Genomic DNA, 20,826 nt, shown 5'->3' with positions numbered 1-20,826 from the left:
CGCCACGAAACGCCTGTCGGGGAGGATGGCCGAGCATGAAAAATTCCGGCGGCGGTCAGTGCCGCTGGTGATGCATCATGCAGCCTTTGGGCAACTGGGCTTCGGTTCACCGGGCAGCTTGCCGTCGACATGGCCGGCCAAGTCCTTGTTGAGCTCGTAGACTGGCCCGACCACCAGAGGCCGGTCGGGCAGGACCGACTGGTCGAGCGAGGACGTCAGAGTGGTCGCGAAACTCTGCAGCAACTTGCCGCTGGAATCCTCGATGCGGATCGACACCGCATAGGGCTTGTCCTTGACAACGCAGGTAAGCGGCGGGCTGGTGAGCGTCACATGCGGCAGCTTCGGCCATATTTTCTGGGTGACGATGATCGGATCACCACCGGCCGGGTTCTGGAAGGAGACCACAGCGACCTGCCCCTCACCCACCGGCCGCAGCGGATTGAGGGTGATGACATAGGTGGCGATACCCAGCCGGTAGTTGAACTCGAACAGCTTCCCGGAAATGGCGAACAGCTGGTCCTTGCCGGAATCACGGCAGGCGCCGAGCGCGGCCGCCGCGAACAACGCCGCGACGACAATCATCGCGCGTGAGAATCTTCTAGACATTGGTGACCTCCCTGGCCGCGGTCCGGCGGCGATAGTGTCGGTTTGCCTTCTGGCGGTTGCCGCACACCGCCATGTCGCACCAGAGGCGGCTGGAATTGCGGCTTTTGTCGACAAACAGCCAGCTGCAGTTCGGACATATCCGCAGCCTGGCGATGGTGTCGCTACGCAGCAGCGACAGCGCCGAGACCGCAAGCGCGGCCTCGAAGGCAATCGGCGTCGCCGGATCACCGAACGGTTTTCCAGGCGTGCCGATTTCGGTGCGGCTATGAGCAAGGCCATCGGCGCAGGCTTCCAAGAATTTCGGCATATCGCCGGTCGCGATCGCACCTTTCGATACCGCGCCGCGAAACAGCCGATCGGTCGTCTCCCGGATCGACAGCACCACCGGTGCGATCTTTTCAGGCGCCGGCGCTACGAGCCGCCTGCCGCCGAGCTCGGCGGCGCGAAAGGCACTCGCGGCTTCGGCAAAGCGGGCGATCTCGGCCGGATCGTCGAAACGGTCGAAAGTTTTCTTCGGACCGTTCCGCAAAACGACGGTGTTCGCCGTATCGAGCGCCAGCATGCCACCGGTAAAGCGGTGCGGAGTCCAGGATACTGTCATATGGCGAATCTAACTGATAACTCGCGTTTGACAAGTTAGATTCCGGGTGCAACGCTCGTCACTGAGGCGATCGCCGTACTGAGAATATCGTTCGTCCCAAACCTCTGCCCCGATTGCGGGGCATGCATAGAGGGTCTTGCATGCTCTATTTCTTCCAGCAGGTTCTGAACGGGCTGCATTCGGGCGCGCTCTACGCATTGCTTGCCTTCGGCTACGTGCTGACCAATGGCATCCTGCACCGTACCAATCTTGCCTATGGCGCGCTGTTCGCCTTTTGCGGGCATACGATGATCCTCACCGCGGCGTTCGGCTATCAGGCGCTGTGGCTGACGCTGTTTGCATCGGTCGCGCTCGGCGTAGCTGCGGCATTCCTTTATGCGGCGCTGCTCAGCCATGTCCTGTCGCGAAGTATCTTCGAACCGCTGGCCGACCGCTCGCCCAACGCCATCGTGGTGACGACGCTCGGCATATTGCTGGTCTTGTCGGAAGCCAGCCGCATCGCCGCCGATACCCATGACCTATGGTTGCCGCCAATGCTGGCCCAGACCATCGTCTTCGCGCAGAATGCCAGCTTCAAGGCGACGTTGACGCTGATCCAATTGCTCGATTGCGCCGCCGTACTGGCGGCCATAGCGCTGGCTGCTTGGGGCTTCGCATATTCGAGCTTCGGCCGGAGCTGGCGCGCCGTATCCGACGATCCCAAGGCGGCTGCGATGTGCGGCGTCGATGTCCGTGCGGTATTTCGGCGTGCGGTGCTTTTCGGCGGCCTTTGCGCGGCACTGGCCGGCGTGCTCGCCGCCTTCTACTACGGTAACATCAGCTTCGGCACAGGGTTGGTCTACGGGTTGAAAATCCTGTTCGTGACCGCAGTGGGCGGCTATCTTTCGCCTTTGCGGGCGGCACTGGGCGCCGCCGCTTTCGGCATGGCCGAATCGCTATGGGCCGGCTATTTTCCGCTCGAATGGCGGGACGGCTGGATGTACCTGTTCCTCGTCGCCATGCTTGTGCTGATCGGCGCCGGCCGCGACCAACAGAAGATCGCCTGAGCCGCACCCGACTTTGCTTGAGTGAAAGCGCCGCATGTCCTTGGACATGCAAAGGACGCGGCAGCATTTTGCCGCCCGTCATCTCACAACTGTGTTTATGCGGGCTGTCCCGTGTTGACCCGCCGGACCACGCACTGCATACCGTTGGTCCACAGCGACGCGACGGACAGGGAACCGCCGCGCTCTGACACAAGGGAGGAATGCATGGCAGGGCTTCTCGCTCTTTCCAGAACCATTGACCGTTTGAACGAATTCATCGGCAAATGGGTTTCGTGGCTGATCCTGCTGGCGATCCTGGTAAGCGCCGCCAACGCCGTCATCCGCAAGGTGTTCGACATGTCCTCGAACGCCTGGCTGGAATTGCAATGGTATCTGTTCGGCGCCGCCTTCATGCTGGCCGCCGCCTACACGCTGAAGCAGAACGACCATATCCGCATCGATATCGTCTACGGCATGTTCTCGCGCCGCGTGCAGCACTGGATCGACCTTTTCGGTCACGTCTTCTTCCTGATGCCGTTCGTGACGTTGATGGTGGTCTATTTCGTTCCCTATGTGTCGCTGTCGTATCGCAGCGGGGAGATGTCGAACAATTCCGGCGGGCTGATCATCTGGCCGGCGAAGGCGATCCTGCTGGTCGGCTTTTTTCTGCTCGCGCTGCAGGGCATTTCCGAAATCATCAAGAAAATCGCCATCATGCGCGGTCAGATGGACGATCCCACTCCGTTCATATCGGCGCATGAGCAGGCCGAACTCGAAGCCAAGGCGCTCGCCGAAGAGGTGCGCTCGTGATCGAGTTCATCGCCCAGAACATGGCGCCGATCATGTTCGCCTCGCTGGTCGTCTTCCTGCTGATCGGCTACCCCGTCGCCTTCTCGCTCGCCGCCAACGGCCTGATGTTCTTCTTCATCGGCGTGCTTCTGTCGCCCTATTCGGGCGGCTCGATCAATCTCGCCTGGCCGTTGCTGCACGCGTTGCCAGATAATTTCTATGGCAGCCGGGTGATGTCGAACGATACGCTGCTGGCGATCCCGTTCTTCACCTTCATGGGCATCGTGCTCGAACGATCCGGCATGGCCGAAGACCTGCTCGACACGATCGGCCAGTTGTTCGGACCGGTCCGTGGTGGCCTCGCCTATGCCGTGATTTTCGTCGGCGCGCTGCTCGCCGCGACGACCGGCGTGGTGGCGGCCTCCGTCATTGCCATGGGTCTGATTTCGCTGCCGATCATGCTGCGCTACGGCTACGACCGGCGGCTGGCATCCGGCGTCATTGCCGCGTCCGGGACGCTCGCCCAGATCATCCCGCCGTCACTGGTGCTGATCGTCCTGGCCGACCAGCTCGGCCGCTCGGTCGGCGATATGTATAAGGGAGCGCTGATCCCCGGGCTCATTTTGACCGGCATCTACATGCTCTACATCCTGCTCATGTCGATCTTTCGGCCGAAGTCGATGCCGGCACTGCCGCTTGAGGCCCGCACGCTTGGCCACGGCGTGCTGTCGCTGCTGGCGGCGCTGCTGGCGGCGGTGGTGGTTTCCTATGCGGCGTATCGCTACCTTGCGCCGAACCATGGCGGCAACGCCGATATCCTCGGCGCCACCATCGGCGTCATCTTCATCTATGTCGTGGCGATCGTCGACCAGCGCCTGAAGATCAACCTGATGTCCAGACTGGCACAGCAGGTGATCATCGTGCTGATCCCGCCGCTGGCGCTGATCTTCCTGGTGTTGGGCACCATCTTCCTTGGCATCGCCACGCCGACGGAAGGCGGCGCCATGGGCGCCGTCGGCGCGCTGGCAATGGCGGCGGTGAAGGGGCGGCTGTCGCTCGACGTGGTCAAGCAGGCGCTGGCCTCGACGACCAGGCTGTCGTCCTTCGTTCTGTTCATCCTGATCGGCGCGCGGGTGTTCTCGCTGACCTTCTACGGCGTCAATGGCCACATCTGGGTCGAGCACCTGTTGACGTCGCTGCCGGGCGGTGAAGTCGGTTTCCTGATTGGCGTCAACATCCTCGTCTTCGTGCTCGCCTTCTTCCTCGACTTTTTCGAGCTTGCCTTCATCATCGTGCCGCTTTTGGCGCCAGCGGCTGACAAACTCGGCATCGACCTGATCTGGTTTGGCGTGCTTTTGGGCGTCAACATGCAGACCTCCTTCATGCATCCGCCCTTCGGCTTCGCGCTGTTTTATCTGCGCTCGGTCGCCGCGCGCGTGCCCTATCTCGACCGACTCACCGGCAAGCAGATCGCGCCGGTCACCACAGGGCAGATCTATTGGGGCGCAGTGCCCTTCGTCTGCATCCAGGTGATCATGATCGGCCTGACCATCGCCTTCCCGCAGATGGTGATGCACTACAAAGGCACTGTCGTCGATCCTGGCACCATCAACTACCAGGTGCCGGAAACGCCTGGCATCGGCTTGTCGCCGCTTGGCACGCCGCCGGCCAACGGCGGCACTGCCCCGGCCTCACCTTCCACACCGGATTTGTCGCAGCCGCCGAGCTTCGACGAAAAGCCGCCCGCGAAACCGGCGGCGCCGGCAATCGATCTGTCGCAACCACCGAGTTTCAACTGAGGAAGGCCCGGCAGCCATGAAGGCGGTTCGGTTGGAGCGAGTGGGCAGCCTCGCCGTGTGCGAGGCCGAGAAACCGACCGCCGGGCCGAACGATCTGCTGGTGCGCATCGAGGCGTGCGGCGTCTGCGGCACCGACAGGCATCTTTTCCATGGTGAATTCCCGTGCACGCCGCCGGTGACGCTCGGGCATGAATTCTCCGGCATCGTCGAGGCGGTCGGACCTGCCGTATCCGGCTTTTCCGTCGGCGACCGCGTCACCGGCGATCCCAACATTGCCTGTGGCCGATGCGAGCATTGTCAGGCCGGCCGGGTCAATCTCTGCGGCAATCTACGCGCCATCGGTATCCATCGCGATGGCGGCTTTGCCGAATATCTTGTCCTGCCACAGAAACAGGCCTTCGTCTTGCCAGGCGATCTGAAGCCTACGCATGGTGCTTTCTGCGAGCCGCTCGGCTGCTGCCTGCATGGCGTGGACCTTGCCGCGATCAAACCAGGCTCGTCGGTCGCGGTGCTCGGCGGCGGCGTGATCGGCCTGCTCACCGTTCAGCTGGCAAAGCTCGCCGGTGCGACGACCATTATCTTGTCGACCCGTCAGGCCTCGCGGCGGGCTCTTGCCGAGCAATTTGGCGCAACGGCGACGCTCGATCCCAGCGCCTTCGATGTCACCGATGCGATCGTCGGCCGGTCGGGTTTGATGCCGGGCGGCGTCGACGTGGTGTTCGAATGCGCCGGCGTGAAAGACACTGTTGAGCAGGCGTTGCGGCTGGCCAAAGCGGGCGGCACCGTCGTCGTCGTCGGCGTGATGCCGCAAGGCATGAAAGTGGCGTTCGAACCATTCGATCTGCTGTTCCGTGAGTTGAAGGTCCTGGGTTCCTTCCTCAACCCCTTTACCCATCGCCGGGCCGCCGATCTTATCGCCTCGGGGGCGATCGAAGTAGATCGGCTGATATCGCGACAAGTCAGCCTCGACGAGGCGGTGGCGATCATTGCCAACCCGCCGGCGCCAGGTGAGGTCAAAGTCCTGGTAGTGCCTCAGAGCTGATCCATCGGGCCACTTGCCACCGGCAGGCTTCGCGGTTCTGCGTCGCATCGATGGCTTCATCCTCAATCTGATGAAGCCGGGCTGATGAAGCCGGGGAAAGGCGACCCCGCCACCTATGCCGACGCCAGCCTACAAACGGGTGAGGTCCAGCAACTGAGGCGTGGCCGCATCAAGTCGACAGTGTTCTATTGCCATGCTCCGGGCGGGAATACTGGTGGAAGTCAGTGCGTCCGAGGCTGACAGAAAGGAACACGGGGCGTGCTCAGGGTCCTTTGACAAGAACCACGTCTTCCTGGAGCGGAATGCATTCAAATAAAACCGGGCATCCGCTTTGTTTTAGCCCATTTCTGCGACGCCGAGTGGAGCCACTCGGCGTCGCAGAATGTTCTAGAGCTTGCTGTTGCGCTGCTGGACCATCATGAAGGTGTCATAGTTGTACTCGGCCACCTGCGCCCAGAGATAATGCTCCTTGCGGAACGCCTTGATCGAATCCCAGATCTTCTTGAACGGCGCGTTCGAGGCTTCCATCTCGGCATAGACTTCGTTGGCCTTTTCGAAACAGGCGGCCATGATCTCCTGGCTGAACGGGCTCAACTTGGCACCGCCGGCAACCAGCCGCTTAACCGCCGCCGGATTGAGATAGTCGTATTTCTGCAGCATGTTGGCGTCGGCCGCTTGAGCGGCAGTATGCACCAGCGACTTGTAAGCCGGCGAAAGTTCGTCGTATTTCGCCTTGTTGAACATCAGATGGACTGTCGGTCCACCTTCCCACCAGCCGGGATAGTAGTAATAGGGCGCAACCTTGTAGAAGCCGAGCTTCTCGTCGTCATAGGGGCCGACCCATTCGGCGGCATCGATCGTGCCTTTTTCCAGCGCCGGATAAATGTCGCCACCGGCGATCTGCTGAGGAACCACGCCGAGCCTTTGCACCACTTTGCCGGCAAAACCACCGATACGCATCTTGAGGCCGGAAAGGTCGGCGACCGTTTTGATCTCCTTGCGGAACCAGCCGCCCATCTGCACGCCGGTATTGCCGCCCGGCAGCCCAAACAGACCCTGCGTCGCCAGGAACTCGTTGAACAGATCGATGCCGCCGCCATGATAGTGCCAGGCGTTTATGCCGCGCGCGTTGAGCGAAAACGGAACCGCCGCTCCCAGCGCCCAGGTCGGGTCCTTGCCCCAGTAATAGTATGCCACGGTGTGGCAGGCCTCGACGGTGCCGGCAGTGGTGGCATCGGCGGCCTGCAGGCCGGGAACGAGTTCGCCGGCGGCGAAGACCTGGACCTGGAAGTTGCCGTCGGTCGCCTCCGACAGCATCTTGGAAAACACTTCGGCGCCACCATAGATCGTATCGAGCGACTTCGGGAAGGACGACGCCAGCCGCCAGGTCACTTTCGGATTGGACTGGGCGATGGCCGGCGCGGCAAGTGTCGCGGCAGCGGCCGCGGCGCCAACGCCGGCGGTGCCGGCCTTGCGGATGAACGAACGACGATCCATGAAGTTCCTCCCTTTTGGATCCACTGACCGACATTCGGGACACTTCGGCGCCCGGATCGGCTTCGAGCCGACAATACACAGGCAAGGAGTCGAGTCCAGCACGGCAGCCCGGTTTGAGCGGCGCATTTCGGGGAAATTCGCGGCGTTGGGGCAGATCTTGCAACTATAGTCTAAGGTCGATTAACTGGCCTACGCGACACGCCGAAACTTGCCATGGAAATGCGCCTTCGGATCGCCTATTTTGCAGGCAGATAATTCGTTGCACCCGATGGGATCCGGACCAAATGCACCAGCCGCTCGTCGCCGTATCGACCGATGTCCGCCAGTTCGACAATTACACCTGGCATGCCGCGCCACAGCAATATCTCGAAGCGGCGCTTTCGGGTGCAGGCGTGTTCCCGCTGCTGGTACCGTCCTTCGGCGACCGGCTCGACTTCGACGAACTGCTTTCTGCCGTCGACGGCGTCATGGTCACCGGTTCCAAATCGAACGTTCATCCCTCGCTCTATGGCGGTGACGCCAGCGAAGCCAATGGTCCTTACGACTCCGCCCGCGACGCGACGACGTTGCCGCTGATCCGCCGGGCGGTGGAGCGCGGGGTGCCATTGCTCGCCATCTGCCGCGGCATCCAGGAGATGAATGTGGCGCTGGGTGGCACGCTGGCCACCGAAATCCAGGAACGCGCCGGTTCGCTCGATCATCGTGCGCCGGCAAGCGACAATCAGGACGAACGCTTCGCCATCCGCCAGAGCGTGGCGATAAAACCCGGCAGCTGCCTGGCCGGGGTCTTCGGCGCCGGCGACATCATGGTCAATTCGGTGCATCGCCAGGCCATCGACCGGCTTGGCCCAAAGCTGCAGGTCGAAGCGGTCGCCGCCGACGGCACTGTCGAGGCGGTTTCGGTGCGCGATGCACGGGCTTTCGCCGTCGGCGTCCAGTGGCATCCCGAATACTGGGTCAAATCGGACAGTATCTCGGTAAAGATATTTCGCGCATTCGGCGATGCGGTGCGCCTGCACCAGGCGGCGAAATCGGGTGCGCGCGCAGCCGCGGAATAGTCCTGCCGCGCTCGCTAGTTGCCGGCCGACGCGAGCGTCAGCAGCGGCAGCGCCGGCGCGTAGGATTCGTAACCATCGCCGTCGGCGACTGAGAACATGACAATCGGATCGGTGCCGTTGGCGCTGAAGGTGACCGTGCCGTCATCCTGCTCTCGCCAGAACTTCGCCTGCTCGACGCCGGGCAACACCCGGCGGCAATTTGCTGCGACCGTCAACAGCGACAGGCCTTGCGAAATCTCGGCGCCGCGGCTGACCGCACAAGACCCCTCGTCGCCATGGGCTACCAGCCTGTAGTTGCCGGATGAAGGCGGTGACTCACTGGCCGCACGGCTTTCACCGCTACCGGCGTAAAACAGTTGGGCGCTGCCGAACAGTACAGCGACAGCCATCAATGCAGGAAGCGTCTTCATCCTGGTTCTCCGCGCATTTCAAGCGCGCCGGTTCGAAGAGATCAGGGAGGCGCGCTTCCTCTTGCTGTCATGTCCTGTCAGGCGGACAGACACTGCGAAGGGACCAGAATGATTCCGAAGGGTTAAGCTGAAGTTAATAGATATGGCAGCCCGCTTACGGCCTTGCCTTGACATTTGCCGTCTCCGGCACCGGCGTCAGCGCCTTGCGCTGCGAAAACCACGAGACCAGATTTTCGACGCACAGGTCCGCCATGGCGCGGCGGGTGTGCTGCGAGGCCGAGCCGACATGTGGCAAAAGCGAGGTGTTGGGCGCGGCAAGCAACGCCGCTGGCACATTCGGCTCGTCGGCAAAGACGTCTAGCCCGGCAGCGGCGATGCTGCCGCTGGCAAGTGCGGCGGCAAGGGCTGGTTCGTCGACCGTGCTGCCCCGGCCGATGTTGACAAAGACGCCGTTCCGCCCAAGAGCCGAGAGAATTTCGGCATTGACGGCCTTTTCCGTCGAAGCCCCGCCGGGCGCCACCGAGATCAGTGTGTCGACCGCCTCGGCGAGACCTTTCAGCGTCGGGTGATAGTCATAGGACAGGCCTTCGACGCGGCGCCGGTTGTGATAGGCAATGGGCAGCCCAAAAGCGTCGAGCCGGCGGGCAATGGCGAGGCCGATGCGGCCCATGCCAAAGATACCGACTTGGCGCCCGCGCAAGGTCAGCCGGCTCAGCGGATAGTTGCCGTTGCGCAGCCAGCTTCCGTCGCGTAGCCAGGCCTCGGCGCGCGGCAGTTCGCGGATGGTATTGATCAACAGGCCGAGCGCCGTATCGGCGACCTCTTCGGTCAGCACATCCGGTGTGTTGGTGACCATGATGCCGCGCCGTGCGGCGTGGCGGACATCGACCGAATCATAGCCGACGCCGAAATTGGCGATAATCTCGAGCTTTGGCAGCGCGTCCATCAACGCGGCGCTTATGCCGCCAAAGGCGGCTATGCCGCGCACCGTAAGGCGCATCTCGTCGGTGACCAGCGACGGATCGGCGCGTTCGATCCGGACGCGGCTGAACACCCCGTCGATGCGGCCGACCGCATGATCGTTGAACTGGCCCGGCACCAGAATGGCGACAGCTTGCTGTTTGGTTTTTGTCATGCACGTTCCACCGGTTTGCCGGTCGACTGGCGCACATGCAGTTCCGGCTTGATCAGTTCCTGCGACGGCCGCACCGTCTGTCCGTTGAGTTTGTCGAGCAGCGCGCTGGCGGCGCGGCGGCCAACCTCGCGCTGGCCGTTCCAGACGGTGGTTAGCGCAGGCGTCGCGATCGCCGCCTCCTCGAGGTCGTCATAGCCGGTAACAGAGATGTCGATGCCCGGCACCAGCCCGGCGCGCGCAATGCCGTTCATCAGGCCGATGGCGACGAGGTCGTTCCAGCAGCAGGCCGCGGTCGGCCTGTCCTTCAGCGCCAGGAACTGCCCGGCGGCCTCGAAGCCGGCCTGCTTGGTGCGTGGGCCGGCGATGCGCCAGGACGGCCTGACCTCAAGCCCTGCCGCCTCCATGGCGTTGACATATCCCTGATAGCGGTCGCGGCCGGTCGAGGTCTGGTCGGTACCGCCAATCATTGCGATGCGCTTGTGGCCAAGCGAGATCAGATGATTGGTAGCAAGCCCGGTGCCATAGGCATCGTCGCCGCGAAACACCGGCACGTCGGCACCTTCGACGGTGCGTGCAATCAGCACTGCCGGGAGACCGTTCTCCTCGGCCATGATTATGTCTTCGGGCGGTGTGCCGATGGCCGGCGACATGATGACGCCGTCAGCGCCGAGCTGCAGAAGCGTGTCGATGAAGGTGCGTTGTTTCTCGAGTTGGTCGTAGTGGTTCGACAGGATGAAGGTTTGCCGGCTGCGGTCGAGTTCGCTCTCGATCGAACGCAATATCTCGGCAAAGAACGGGTTCATGATGTCGTGGACGACGACGCCGACTATGCCTGAGCGCGAGGTGCGCAGGCTGGCGGCGCGGCGGTTGTAGATATAGCCGATGGCGCGGGCATGTTCCTTGATGCGGTCGCGGGTGCCGCCGGCGACCAGCGGGCTGTCGCGCAAGGCCAGCGAGACCGTGGCCGTGGACACGCCGAGCGCATCCGCGATGGTGGAAAGCTTGATCTTCTGTGCCAGCGCCCTGCGCTCCCGAAGCAATTTAAACTGTTTAAAGGCCGGCTCTTATGCCATCGATCCCGCGCAAATCAAAGTTTTTTTGCCAGCGCTTCCGCCTCCGCGTCCAGCGTCGCGCGGTTGCGCACACGAAGCCGGTGCTCGCGGTGGACGATGTAGAGGCCGCTGGCGACGATGACTGTCGCACCGGCCAGCGTCCAGCGGTCGGGAAACTGGTTGAAGACGATCAGGCCGGAGATGATCATCCAGATCATCTGCGAATAGGGATAGGGGGCCAGGGCCGTGGTGGTGGCAAGGCGATAGGCCTGCACAAGAAGCCAATGGCCGATGGCGCCGAAGACGCCCAGCATCAGCAATATGAACCAGTGCCAGCCATCCTGCGGCAACGAAAGCGAAAACGGCAGTGTCGGCAGCAGCAGCACGGCCGGCGCCAGCGCCGAAAACAGGATGAGGCTTTCCGAGGTTTCCGTCGCCGACATGCGGCGCGTCATGATGACGTAGAAACTGTTCGATAGCATCGAGCCGAGCGCAAAGAGATGGCCGACGCCAAAAACCCCGATGCCCGGCCGGGTGATGATGAGGACGCCGACAAAGCCGCTCATGATCGCCAGCCAACGCCGCCAGCCGGCCCATTCCCCTAGCAACGGACCGGCAAGCGCGGTGATCACCATCGGGCCGAAGAAGTAGATCGAGGTGGTTTCCGCCAGCTGCAGCGTCCGCAGCGCGAGAATGTTGCATATCGTCGATCCGAGCAGGAGCAGACCGCGCGTGAGATGCGCCGGCAGGTTGGCGGGACGAAAGCGCAGCGGCTCACGCCATCCGTGCAGAAAGACGCCGACGATCAGCACATGGACCGCGAAGCGGGTCCAGGCGACGATCAGCGCCGAGACGCCGGCCAGCACAAGGTACTTGCTGCTGGTGTCGAGGAAGGTGAAAAACACATAGACGGAAAGCATGCACAGGATCGCCGCCGGCGATGTCGCGCTTTCGTCTTGTCTTGGGGGAGCATTCAATTTCAGGCCGGACGGGAAGCAAGGCGGTCCCTCACCAATGCGGCAATTGTCGCCTGCGGGCAAGCCAAAACAGTCTGGCACAACGACAGCCGCCGACAGGCTCAGTTTGTTTCCCAGTGGCCGACCTAGTGGCCGACGACTCAGGCGTGCATGCGGGCGCCCTTGGTGATCTTGTCGACGAGCTTCTTTTCGGCGCGAAGCGCGATGCCGACCACCTTGGCATCCTCCGGCGCAAATTCGGCAAAGACGGCGCGGTTGGCCAGATCATACCCGGTCGAAAACATATCCTCGACATAGAGCGAAACCGTCACACCACGCTCCAGCGCCCGCCGCTGGATCGCGCCGAGCGTCTGGCCGTCCGCCGAAAGCACGATGACCGGGCTGGATCGACAGCGGGTTGTAGATATTGCCGGCGCGATCACGGTAGGGGTCGCCGATAATGTCGGGAAATTGCGCGACGATGCCGCTGGTCAGAAAGGCGGTGACATTGAGCTTTTGCCAGACGGGAAGATCATCCTTGAGCACGATTGCAAATTTCGTATCGAACATGCGACAGTTTCCAATCCGAAAAGGGGGCCAATCGAGGCTGCGAGTGAAGCGATGGCGCACGATCTAGACCGGGAAGCCTTTCAGGGTCTTGGACGTTTGTGCGTGGATGCAGCCGAGAACTGCATCGTACCGGCACCCGGTGCTGCCGGGATGGAACGCATCGAGGCCCGGTTCCACGGCAATGCCTTCGATCTCCATCGCCACGACACCTATGCGATCGGGGTGACGTTTTATGGCGTGCAGCGCTTCCGCTATCGCGGCCAAACGCATCAGAGCCTGCCTGGCCAGATCATTATCCTTCATCCCGACGAACTGCACGATGGCGGTGCCGGCACCGAAGACGGCTTGCGATACAGAATGCTCTATTTGGAGCCGTCCCTGATGCTCGATTGTCTCGGCGGCGGATCACTACCATTCGTCGGGAATGCCGTGGTGACAGACCGCGATCTCCGGGCGACGCTGCTTTCCGCGCTCGGGCCGTTGAATCAGGAACTGGACGAGCTGTTTGTCGTCGATTTCATGACGCAGCTTATGCAAAGCTTGGCCCGGCACGCCGGTCAGCCGACGAAACCGGTAGCGAAAACTGCGTGGCGCGCCGCCAGCCTGGCGCGCGACTATCTGGAGGAAAATGTCGCGCGGATTGTACGTTCGGATGAATTGGAGGCGATAACCGGATTGGACCGCTATGCCCTGTCGCGGCATTTCCGCGCCACCTTCTCCACCAGCCCGCACCGGTTCCTGTTGATGCGCCGGCTTCAACGAGCCCGTCGGATGATCGAAGCCGACGAGCCGCTGGCGCAAATCGCCATCGCAGCCGGCTTCAGTGATCAAAGCCATTTCAATCGGCATTTCAAGAAGGCGTTCGGCGTCACACCGGGACGCTGGTCGGCACTGACGCGGCAGCCGTCAGCGGCGAACGCGTGAGCTATTCAAGCATCTTGTCCTCGATATCGAGTTCGTCATCCGGGAGCACCATTTCGCCGTTCGACAGGTTCGCCTCGACGCGGGCAAGCAGCTTGAACAGCGCTTTCTGATCCTTCTTGTCGAGACCCTTCAATGCCTGCTTTTCGGTCTTCTTCACCGACTTCTCGATGGCGTGGATGATTTCGCGGCCGGTGTCGGTGAGGAAAATATGCGCCTGGCGGGCATCGGCGGACGAGGCCCGCTTCTCCAGAAAGCCCTGCGCCTGCAGCCGGTTGATGGTCTTGGTGATGGTCGGCGGACGCACGCCGAGGCGGCCGGCAAGGTTGCCGGGCGTCTGCCCGTCCTCGCGGTCGAGCGCCAGCATGATCTGGTCCTGGCCGGCATAGAAACCATGCGCCAGAAGCCGGGCGGCGAGCGCCGTGCGCGCCAGCCGCGCCGCCGAATGCAGCCGGCTCATTGTTGCAGTCTTGTCCGCCTTGGCCATGCTCATCCCTCCTCGGCCGAACCGGAGCGGGCAGCATAGAAGCAGGCCGCCGATTGGCAATGACGATCGAAAACATTCCGGCTCGGAAAATAGCTTTGCCGGCAAGCTTCGCGGTGTTCGCCGTGGCTAATGCCAGATGTTTATTTCAGTTAGATGACAAACGACTTTCCGCAATGGCTGGATGAGGACGTGACGAGGTGTTCTCAACCGGCTTTCACCGCGACCACCATCAACGCCTGATAGGCGTCCGCCATTTCCCGCAGCGCTGCCTGCGACAGCGGCCCGGCCTGCCGCGCAATGCCGTCCCGCGCGTTCGATGTATCGCGTTTGCCGGGGCGATCTTTATAAGGCGCGACGGTGGCGAATATCTGCTCGCTGAGGCTGTCGGGGAAGAACATCTGGCCGGTCATCACCGAGCGGTCGTCGGGGAAGATCTTGAAATGGATGTGGGTGGTGCGGCCGCGATACCAGCCGGGATAGATGGTGGCGAAAGAAGCGATGCCGCTTTCATCGGTTCTCTGCCAGCCGCGGAGAAAGCTCTGGCCGGACGTGTCGATATCCTGCCCGTCGCCCTGTCCGGGATAGCCGGAATAGCTGCCTTGGGCGTCGCAATGCCAGATATCGACGCGTGCGCCGGGAAGCGGCTGGCAGGCGGCGTCGACGATTTGCAGCCGCACATTGAGGCCGATGCCCTTCTTGCCCTCGGTGATATCGGCGCGTTCGAGCTTCGGGTCGAAATAGAACGGCCCTTCGGTGACCTCGGGCGTGATGGCGCAGACGCCGGCACCGGCTTCGAACAAAGCAAGCCCGGCATAGGGCGAAACCTGCCCGGCCCTTGCACCGGCGGGCAGGAATATGCCGCCAGCGGTAACCGCAACGAGACCGAGCGCCTGCCGACGGCTTAGTGGCAACGACTTGTCGGACATCTGGCGCCTCTTCAACGCGAACAGCTCCGTAAATGACCCCGCCTATCTAGGGCCCGCTGTCAGGCGGCGCCAATGAAAGTTCGGTAATGTGAGGAAAGTTCGGCAATACCAGCCCCTCTTTGGCCCACCGGTTTGCCTCGTGCAAAAGCCGAGCACACATCCTATATGGAGCCGACAATCCCTATTCGAGGCACAATATGAGCGACGCACAGACGCAGATCCCCGTAACCGTCCTCACCGGCTATCTCGGCGCCGGCAAGACGACACTGCTCAACCGCATCCTTTCGGAAAACCATGGCAAGCGCTACGCCGTCATCGTCAATGAATTCGGCGAGATCGGCATCGACAACGAGCTGATCGTGGAATCCGACGAGGAAATCTACGAGATGAACAATGGCTGCGTCTGCTGCACCGTGCGCGGCGACCTGATCCGCGTCGTCGAAGGCCTGATGCGCAGGCCTGGCCGCTTCGACGCCATCCTCGTCGAGACCACTGGCCTCGCCGATCCCGTGCCGGTGGCGCAGACCTTCTTCATGGACGACGACGTGCGTTCCAAGACCAAGCTCGATGCGGTGGTGGCGCTGGTCGACGCCAAGCACCTGCCGCTGCGTCTGAAGGATTCCCGAGAGGCCGAGGACCAGATCGCCTTTGCCGATGTCGTCGTACTCAACAAGACCGATCTGGTCACCCCCGAAGAGCTGAGCAAGGTGGAGGCGACGATCCGCGCCATCAACCCGGCGGCACGAATCCATCGCACCACACGCGCCAGCGTGGCGCTGTCCGAGGTGCTCGATCGCGGTGCGTTCGACCTGTCCCGGGCGCTGGAGAACGATCCGCACTTCCTCGAGGCGCATGACGATCACGACCATCATGGTCATGATCATGACCACCATCACCATGATCACGACGGCCATGATCACCACGATCATGACGGGCATCATCATGCGCACCCTTCCGACATCCATGACGTGACTGTGCAGTCGGTGTCGCTGCGCGGCGGCGAGATGGACCCGAAAAAGTTCTTCCCGTGGATCGAGAAGGTCACCCAGATGGAAGGCCCGAACATCCTGCGGCTGAAAGGGATCATTGCGCTGAAAGGCGATGACGAGCGCTATGTCATCCAGGGTGTGCACATGATCATCGAGGGCGACCACCAGCGCGCCTGGAAGGACGACGAGAAGCACGAGAGCCGGCTGGTGTTCATCGGCCGCGAACTCGACGCCGAGCGACTGAAGACAAGCTTCGAGGCCTGCCAGGCGGCTTGATTTCCGGACTTTATAGCGCTAGCGCTGCCCTTCTCTCCTTCTCCCCTTGTGGGAGAAGGTGGCCGAGCGAAGCTCGGTCGGATGAGGGGTGTTCCAGCTTGGCAAGGACGGCACTCCGTCCAGCACCCCTCAACCGTCTTGGCGCTGCGCGCCAATCCACCTTCTCCCACAAGGGGAGAAGGCGGAGCCTCGCCGACAGCCCGGCGGGGTTAGATGACAAGCAGAAATCTCGAACGGAATGATCTCTCATGCCGACAGTCGCCCCGCTCGATCTCGAAGGCCACTGCCTCGCCGCCGTGTTTCTCGGCGACGTGCCGCATTTTGCGCTGGCCGACGGCAAAATCCATCGGCTCGACCACGGCCACAAGATGGTGCAGACCAATGACGGAATGCTCGCCGCCTTCCATGATGCGGCAAACGACCGGCTGATCACCGGTGGTGAGGACGGCAGGATCTTTGCCGTGACCCCAGGCGGCAATACAACGGAATTGGCGACCGCAGGCAAAAAATGGATAACCAGCGTCGCCGCCGGGCCGCAAGGCGCTGTTGCCTATGCTTCGGGCAAGGTTGCCTATGTGCGCTTTGCCGACGGCAAAACCAGGGAATTCTCGCATCCGCGCTCAGTCGAGGGGCTTGCCTTCTCGCCCAAGGGCATGCGCTTCGGCGTTGCCCGCTACAATGGCGCGACGCTGCACTTCCCGGCTGCCGACGGCAAGCCGGTCGAGCTCGAATGGGCCGGCGCCCACACCGGCATCACCTTCTCGCCGGACGGCGGCTTCGTCGTCACCACCATGCAGGAAAACGCGCTGCATGGCTGGAAGCTCGCCGACGGCAAGCACATGCGCATGTCCGGCTACCCCGGCAAGGTGAAAAGCCTGTCGTGGAGCGCCAAGGGCAAATGGCTGGCGAGTTCCGGCGCGCCGGCGGCAATCGTCTGGCCGTTTTCCAGCAAAGACGGGCCGATGGGCAAGGCGCCGCTGGAACTCGGCACGCGCGGCAATGCGATGGTCACCTCCGTCGCCTGTCACCCGAGCCAGGACGTCGTTGCTATCGGCTATGATGACGGGATGGTGATGGCGGTGCGCTTCGCCGACGCCAAGGAAGTGCTGTTGCGCCGGCCGGGCAAGGGCGCCGTCACTTCGATGATGTGGGACAAGGAAGAGCGCCGCGTCGCCTTTGGCAGCGCTGCGGGCGACTGCGGCGTCATCGATATTTCGGCGTAGCCTGTTACTTACTCGGCTCCGCAAGATACTTTGCCGGTCAATTCAGCCTGCTTGCCGTCCTTTTCGGCATCGGCCGTTACATCATGGATTGAGAGCAAATAGCGACCGTCATAGACGCCTTCGTCGCTGGCCTTGGTCAGGATCGCCAGTTCGACATAGCCGTAGGCGTTTTCGACCTGCCGTTCGTGGTAGACGAGCAGCCGCAATTCCTTGTTGTCGAGCCAATATTGCGTGAGGTTCTGATCCTCGAACAATGTCTCGCGCAGACTGTCGGCAGCCGGCCTGCCCAGAATCTCGAGCTCGCCGCTAAAATTGAAGGTCGGCCCGCCCATGCCTCTGGTGATCCCGGCACCGACCTGAAATTTGACGGCTGCATCCTCGGCGGAACACCAGATGCCGCCGGACGCCAGAGCCGCACCAACCGACGACAGCAGCGTTGCTGCGCAGACGATCGCCCGCACCATCTTATGCCCTCCAGCCGAAGTACCATTGGCGCCCGAAGGCGGCTCGCGGTCAAGCGCCTGTTTTCATTCAAATGACCGCTGACCCAACACAGGGCAGCCGCCCGGCCAATTGCGGTGGCGGATGCCGATTGTCTAAAGTGCGACTGAGAGGGCCGGCATGAACGTCATGAACCATTCAAAGACTTGCATCGGCGGCATCGGCCCGGCCCGGATCGTCGAGTTGCGCGCGACCGAGGCAGAAGTCTTCCGCCGGGCGCGGCCAAAATCGATGGCGAAAATCGGCAATGGCCTGCCCGGCTTCTTCGGCGGCGTGCCGATGCATTGGATGAACGACTGGCCGACGCCATTCCCGATCCTGGTCGACAGTGCCAAGGGCGCTGCGATCACCGACATCGACGGCAATCGGCTGGACGATTTCTGCCTTGGTGACACCGGCTCGATGTTCGGCCATTCGCCGCCGCCGGTCGCCCGCGCCATCCGCCGGCAGGCCGGACGAGGACTGACCTATATGCTACCTTCCGAAGACGCGCTGGCCATCGGACCGTTGCTGCAGCAGCGCTTCGGTTTGCTGTCGTGGCAGATCGCGACGACGGCGACCGATGCCAACCGCTTCGCGCTGCGGGTTGCCCGCGCCGTTACCGGCCGGGAGAAGATACTGGTCTTCAACGGCTGCTATCATGGCTCGGTCGACGAGACGATGGTGCGGCTGGTCGCCGGGAAAGCGGTGAATCGACCGGGACTGGCCGGCGAATTCCGCGACCTGACCCGGGCGACAGATGTCGTCGAGTTCAACGATTTGCCGGCGCTCGAGGCGGCACTCCGGGGCAACGATGTCGCCTGCGTCATCGCCGAGCCGGTGCTGACCAATTCCTGCATGGTGCTGCCCGAAGCCAGCTTTCATGATGGCTTGCGGCGTCTCACCCGTGCGACCGGCACGCTGCTTCTAATCGACGAGACGCATACAATTTCGACCGGTCCCGGCGGCTATACAAGCAAATACGGGCTGGAGCCGGACCTGTTCGTGCTGGGCAAGCCGATTGCCGGCGGCGTACCGGCGAGCGTCTGGGGCATGAGCGAAGACGTTGCGGCCCGCTATGCCGCTTATATCAGTCGGAAAGAGCCCGGCTACTCCGGCATGGGGACAACGCTGTCGGCCAATCCGCTGCAATTCGCAGCGATGCGCGCCACGCTCGAATACGTCATGACCGACGAGAACTACAGCCATATGGACCATCTGGCGCGGCGGCTCGACGCCGGGCTGACCGCCGTCATCGATCGCTATCGTCTGCCCTGGCATGTTGCTCGCGTCGGTGCCCGTGTCGAGTTCATCTGCGCGCCGGGCCCGCTGAGGAACGGCGGCGAAGCGGAAGCTGCGCACGTGCCGGAGCTCGAGGCGGCAATCCATGTCGCGCTGGTCAATCGCGGCGTGCTGATCGCACCCTTCCACAACATGATGCTGATCTCTCCTGCGACCAGCGCCGCCCAGGTGAACCGGCTGATCACTGCCTTCGGCGCGGTTGCGGCAAAGCTTACGGCGTGAGACAAGCTTGCGGCATGAAACAAGCGCCCAAGCAAAGTTTGAACCTGGTCACGGCATCCCCTTCGGGCTCGACGCCCGCCGAGGCGCAGGCCTTTCTTGACGCTCATCCCGAGATCGAAGCGTTCGACATCGTGCTGACCGACGCCAACGGCGTCGGGCGCGGCAAGATCGTGCGCCGGCATGAGTTGATGAGCATCTTCGAGGGGGGCCGGCACATGCCGATCTCGATCCTCGGCCTCGACATCACCGGCGAGGATGTTCACGAGACCGGGCTGATCTGGACGACGGGCGACGGCGACCTGCGGGCGTGGCCGATCCCCGGCACACTGGTGCCGCTGTTCGGCACCCAGCCGCCGCGCGGCCAGGTGCTGATGGCGATGTACCATCTCGATGGCCAGCCGATGTCGTCCGACCCGCGGCTGGCACTCGCCCGCCAGGTAGACATCCTCGCGGCCAAGGGCCTGCATCCGGCCGGCGCCTTCGAGCTCGAATTCTTCCTGCTCGCCAACGAGCGCGACGCCGAAGGCAAGGTGCAGCCGGCGCACGCGGTGCTTGACGGACGCCGCTCGGCCAAGACGGAGGTCTATTCCGTCGACCATCTGCACGGCATGGAGCCGCTGTTTTCCGACATCTACGCCGCAGCCAAGGTGCAAGGCATCCCGGCCGAGACGGTCATCTCGGAATATGCGCCCGGCCAGTACGAGCTGACGCTCAACTACCGCAAGGATGTGATGCGGGCGGCCGACGATCTCGTGATGCTCAAGCGACTGGTGCGGGCGCAGGCGCGCCGTCATGGTGTCACCGCTTGCTTCATGGCCAAGCCGATCGAGAAATATGCCGGCTCGGGCATGCATTTTCATGTCTCGCTGTTGGACGATGCCGGCAAGAATGTCTTTGCCGAAACCGGCGGCGAAAGCTGGTCGCTGCCGCTGCTGCGCGGCCTCGGCGGACTGATCCAGACGATGGCGGAATCGATGCTGGTCTTCGCGCCGCATGCCAATTCATGGCGGCGCTTCGTCTCGCAATCCTATGCGCCGGTGGCGCCGACCTGGGGCGTCAACAACCGTTCGGTGGCACTGCGTGTGCCGGCCGGCGATGCCAAGAACCGCCGCATCGAGCACCGGCCATCGGGCGTCGACGCGAATCCTTACCTAGTGGCAGCAACGGTGCTGGCCGGTGTCGTCAAAGGCCTCGACGAAGGCCTCGATCCCGGTCCCGAAACCACCGGCAATGGCTACGAATCGGCCGTCACGCGCACGACGATGCCGGTCGACTGGCGTGCCGCGATCGAGGCGGCAAGGGCGTCGACCTTCCTCAAGGGCGCATTGGGCGAAGACCTGCACCGGACGTTCGTGGCGATCAAGCAGTCGGAATATCTGCGCGTGGCGCGCACGGTCAGCGAACTGGATTATCACCTCTATCTGCACGAGGTGTAGGGCATCACATCGTCGGCCATCCGC

The 20,826-nt window shown here is 62.7% G+C and carries 20 protein-coding genes and 1 pseudogene; 10 read left to right on the top strand and 11 right to left on the bottom strand.

The window, feature by feature from the left end:
- Positions 1-75: 75 nt before the first annotated feature.
- Positions 76-606, bottom strand: coding sequence for a hypothetical protein (locus NKI25_RS03850; protein WP_352452209.1), 531 nt, complete (start codon positions 604-606; stop codon positions 76-78).
- Positions 599-1,207: a CGNR zinc finger domain-containing protein gene (locus NKI25_RS03845; protein WP_352839925.1), complete on the bottom strand. Its 609-nt coding sequence runs from the start codon at positions 1,205-1,207 to the stop codon at positions 599-601. The genes NKI25_RS03850 and NKI25_RS03845 overlap by 8 nt, the downstream gene beginning before the upstream one ends.
- 140 nt (positions 1,208-1,347) lie before the next feature.
- On the opposite strand from NKI25_RS03845, the gene NKI25_RS03840 reads away from it, so the two are divergent.
- From NKI25_RS03840 to NKI25_RS03825, 4 genes are all read left to right on the top strand, one after another.
- Positions 1,348-2,253 carry a branched-chain amino acid ABC transporter permease gene (locus tag NKI25_RS03840; RefSeq protein WP_023676253.1) on the top strand — a complete coding sequence of 302 codons (906 nt, stop codon included), beginning with the start codon at positions 1,348-1,350 and terminating at the stop codon, positions 2,251-2,253.
- Between the two features lie 204 nt (positions 2,254-2,457).
- A complete protein-coding gene (locus tag NKI25_RS03835) occupies positions 2,458-3,042 on the top strand; it encodes a TRAP transporter small permease subunit (RefSeq protein WP_352452211.1) in 585 nt (194 codons plus the stop codon).
- Positions 3,042-4,820, top strand: coding sequence for a TRAP transporter large permease (locus tag NKI25_RS03830; protein WP_352591048.1), 1,779 nt, complete (start codon positions 3,042-3,044; stop codon positions 4,818-4,820). The genes NKI25_RS03835 and NKI25_RS03830 overlap by 1 nt, the downstream gene beginning before the upstream one ends.
- Positions 4,821-4,836: 16 nt before the next feature.
- Entirely contained in the window at positions 4,837-5,862 is a 1,026-nt protein-coding gene (locus tag NKI25_RS03825; protein ID WP_352590988.1) for a zinc-dependent alcohol dehydrogenase family protein, read from the top strand.
- A gap of 387 nt (positions 5,863-6,249) precedes the next feature.
- Here NKI25_RS03825 and NKI25_RS03820 read toward each other — a convergent pair whose 3' ends face one another.
- Positions 6,250-7,359: a TRAP transporter substrate-binding protein gene (locus tag NKI25_RS03820; RefSeq protein ID WP_352492671.1), complete on the bottom strand. Its 1,110-nt coding sequence runs from the start codon at positions 7,357-7,359 to the stop codon at positions 6,250-6,252.
- 284 nt (positions 7,360-7,643) lie between these two features.
- On the opposite strand from NKI25_RS03820, the gene NKI25_RS03815 reads away from it, so the two are divergent.
- Positions 7,644-8,417: a gamma-glutamyl-gamma-aminobutyrate hydrolase family protein gene (locus NKI25_RS03815; RefSeq protein WP_352469877.1), complete on the top strand. Its 774-nt coding sequence runs from the start codon at positions 7,644-7,646 to the stop codon at positions 8,415-8,417.
- Positions 8,418-8,431: 14 nt separating this feature from the next.
- On the opposite strand, the gene NKI25_RS03810 is transcribed toward NKI25_RS03815, so the two are convergent.
- From NKI25_RS03810 to NKI25_RS03790, 5 genes and pseudogenes are all read right to left on the bottom strand, one after another.
- Positions 8,432-8,827, bottom strand: coding sequence for a hypothetical protein (locus NKI25_RS03810; protein WP_352454732.1), 396 nt, complete (start codon positions 8,825-8,827; stop codon positions 8,432-8,434).
- 154 nt (positions 8,828-8,981) lie between these two features.
- The gene (locus NKI25_RS03805) at positions 8,982-9,962 is read right to left on the bottom strand and encodes a 2-hydroxyacid dehydrogenase (protein WP_023676246.1); all 981 of its coding nucleotides are present in this window, start codon (positions 9,960-9,962) and stop codon (positions 8,982-8,984) included.
- Entirely contained in the window at positions 9,959-10,981 is a 1,023-nt protein-coding gene (locus NKI25_RS03800; RefSeq protein ID WP_023676245.1) for a LacI family DNA-binding transcriptional regulator, read from the bottom strand. The genes NKI25_RS03805 and NKI25_RS03800 overlap by 4 nt, the downstream gene beginning before the upstream one ends.
- A 68-nt stretch (positions 10,982-11,049) precedes the next feature.
- On the bottom strand, positions 11,050-11,934 hold the full coding sequence (locus tag NKI25_RS03795) for a DMT family transporter (RefSeq protein WP_352590984.1): 885 nt from the start codon (positions 11,932-11,934) through the stop codon (positions 11,050-11,052).
- Positions 11,935-12,131: 197 nt separating this feature from the next.
- A pseudogene (locus NKI25_RS03790) lies at positions 12,132-12,540 on the bottom strand (DUF2000 family protein).
- A 51-nt stretch (positions 12,541-12,591) separates the two neighbouring features.
- Between NKI25_RS03790 and NKI25_RS03785 the strand changes: the two are divergent.
- Positions 12,592-13,464, top strand: coding sequence for an AraC family transcriptional regulator (locus NKI25_RS03785; protein WP_352691501.1), 873 nt, complete (start codon positions 12,592-12,594; stop codon positions 13,462-13,464).
- Between the two features lies 1 nt (position 13,465).
- Here the strand turns inward: NKI25_RS03785 and NKI25_RS03780 are convergent, their stop codons facing one another.
- Positions 13,466-13,948, bottom strand: coding sequence for a MarR family winged helix-turn-helix transcriptional regulator (locus tag NKI25_RS03780; protein ID WP_254816029.1), 483 nt, complete (start codon positions 13,946-13,948; stop codon positions 13,466-13,468).
- Positions 13,949-14,151: 203 nt separating this feature from the next.
- A complete protein-coding gene (locus NKI25_RS03775; RefSeq protein ID WP_352620710.1) occupies positions 14,152-14,874 on the bottom strand; it encodes an intradiol ring-cleavage dioxygenase in 723 nt (240 codons plus the stop codon).
- Positions 14,875-15,071: 197 nt separating this feature from the next.
- Here NKI25_RS03775 and NKI25_RS03770 point away from each other — a divergent pair, with 197 nt between their 5' ends.
- Together NKI25_RS03770 and NKI25_RS03765 are read left to right on the top strand one after the other, a co-directional pair.
- The gene (locus NKI25_RS03770) at positions 15,072-16,139 is read left to right on the top strand and encodes a CobW family GTP-binding protein (RefSeq protein ID WP_352998196.1); all 1,068 of its coding nucleotides are present in this window, start codon (positions 15,072-15,074) and stop codon (positions 16,137-16,139) included.
- A gap of 248 nt (positions 16,140-16,387) precedes the next feature.
- Positions 16,388-17,362, top strand: a complete 975-nt coding sequence (locus NKI25_RS03765; RefSeq protein WP_352590972.1) for a WD40 repeat domain-containing protein — start codon at positions 16,388-16,390, stop codon at positions 17,360-17,362.
- 8 nt (positions 17,363-17,370) lie between these two features.
- Here the strand turns inward: NKI25_RS03765 and NKI25_RS03760 are convergent, their stop codons facing one another.
- Positions 17,371-17,826: a hypothetical protein gene (locus NKI25_RS03760; protein WP_348625924.1), complete on the bottom strand. Its 456-nt coding sequence runs from the start codon at positions 17,824-17,826 to the stop codon at positions 17,371-17,373.
- Positions 17,827-17,983: 157 nt separating this feature from the next.
- Here NKI25_RS03760 and NKI25_RS03755 point away from each other — a divergent pair, with 157 nt between their 5' ends.
- Entirely contained in the window at positions 17,984-19,366 is a 1,383-nt protein-coding gene (locus NKI25_RS03755) for an aspartate aminotransferase family protein (protein WP_352998195.1), read from the top strand.
- Positions 19,367-19,380: 14 nt separating this feature from the next.
- Positions 19,381-20,802, top strand: a complete 1,422-nt coding sequence (locus tag NKI25_RS03750; RefSeq protein WP_352590966.1) for a glutamine synthetase family protein — start codon at positions 19,381-19,383, stop codon at positions 20,800-20,802.
- Positions 20,803-20,826 lie beyond the last annotated feature (24 nt).

Origin of the sequence: Mesorhizobium sp. M0808, from assembly GCF_040320025.1 — a bacterium.
In the GTDB taxonomy this organism is placed as follows: Bacteria; Pseudomonadota; Alphaproteobacteria; order Rhizobiales; family Rhizobiaceae; genus Mesorhizobium.
The sequence above is the reverse complement of the archived record's forward strand: the minus strand, read 5'-3'. Positions and strand labels throughout refer to the sequence as shown.

What these genes read in the sequence shown, in the direction of transcription:
- NKI25_RS03850 (WP_352452209.1), bottom strand. Translation starts at nt 606, where the DNA reads ATGTCTAGAAGATTCTCACGCGCGATGATTGTCGTCGCGGCGTTGTTC.
- NKI25_RS03845 (WP_352839925.1), bottom strand. Translation starts at nt 1,207, where the DNA reads ATGACAGTATCCTGGACTCCGCACCGCTTTACCGGTGGCATGCTGGCG.
- NKI25_RS03840 (WP_023676253.1), top strand. Translation starts at nt 1,348, where the DNA reads ATGCTCTATTTCTTCCAGCAGGTTCTGAACGGGCTGCATTCGGGCGCG.
- NKI25_RS03835 (WP_352452211.1), top strand. Translation starts at nt 2,458, where the DNA reads ATGGCAGGGCTTCTCGCTCTTTCCAGAACCATTGACCGTTTGAACGAA.
- NKI25_RS03825 (WP_352590988.1), top strand. Translation starts at nt 4,837, where the DNA reads ATGAAGGCGGTTCGGTTGGAGCGAGTGGGCAGCCTCGCCGTGTGCGAG.
- NKI25_RS03820 (WP_352492671.1), bottom strand. Translation starts at nt 7,359, where the DNA reads ATGGATCGTCGTTCGTTCATCCGCAAGGCCGGCACCGCCGGCGTTGGC.
- NKI25_RS03815 (WP_352469877.1), top strand. Translation starts at nt 7,644, where the DNA reads ATGCACCAGCCGCTCGTCGCCGTATCGACCGATGTCCGCCAGTTCGAC.
- NKI25_RS03810 (WP_352454732.1), bottom strand. Translation starts at nt 8,827, where the DNA reads ATGAAGACGCTTCCTGCATTGATGGCTGTCGCTGTACTGTTCGGCAGC.
- NKI25_RS03805 (WP_023676246.1), bottom strand. Translation starts at nt 9,962, where the DNA reads ATGACAAAAACCAAACAGCAAGCTGTCGCCATTCTGGTGCCGGGCCAG.
- NKI25_RS03795 (WP_352590984.1), bottom strand. Translation starts at nt 11,934, where the DNA reads ATGCTTTCCGTCTATGTGTTTTTCACCTTCCTCGACACCAGCAGCAAG.
- NKI25_RS03785 (WP_352691501.1), top strand. Translation starts at nt 12,592, where the DNA reads ATGGCGCACGATCTAGACCGGGAAGCCTTTCAGGGTCTTGGACGTTTG.
- NKI25_RS03780 (WP_254816029.1), bottom strand. Translation starts at nt 13,948, where the DNA reads ATGGCCAAGGCGGACAAGACTGCAACAATGAGCCGGCTGCATTCGGCG.
- NKI25_RS03775 (WP_352620710.1), bottom strand. Translation starts at nt 14,874, where the DNA reads ATGTCCGACAAGTCGTTGCCACTAAGCCGTCGGCAGGCGCTCGGTCTC.
- NKI25_RS03770 (WP_352998196.1), top strand. Translation starts at nt 15,072, where the DNA reads ATGAGCGACGCACAGACGCAGATCCCCGTAACCGTCCTCACCGGCTAT.
- NKI25_RS03765 (WP_352590972.1), top strand. Translation starts at nt 16,388, where the DNA reads ATGCCGACAGTCGCCCCGCTCGATCTCGAAGGCCACTGCCTCGCCGCC.
- NKI25_RS03760 (WP_348625924.1), bottom strand. Translation starts at nt 17,826, where the DNA reads ATGGTGCGGGCGATCGTCTGCGCAGCAACGCTGCTGTCGTCGGTTGGT.
- NKI25_RS03755 (WP_352998195.1), top strand. Translation starts at nt 17,984, where the DNA reads ATGAACGTCATGAACCATTCAAAGACTTGCATCGGCGGCATCGGCCCG.
- NKI25_RS03750 (WP_352590966.1), top strand. Translation starts at nt 19,381, where the DNA reads ATGAAACAAGCGCCCAAGCAAAGTTTGAACCTGGTCACGGCATCCCCT.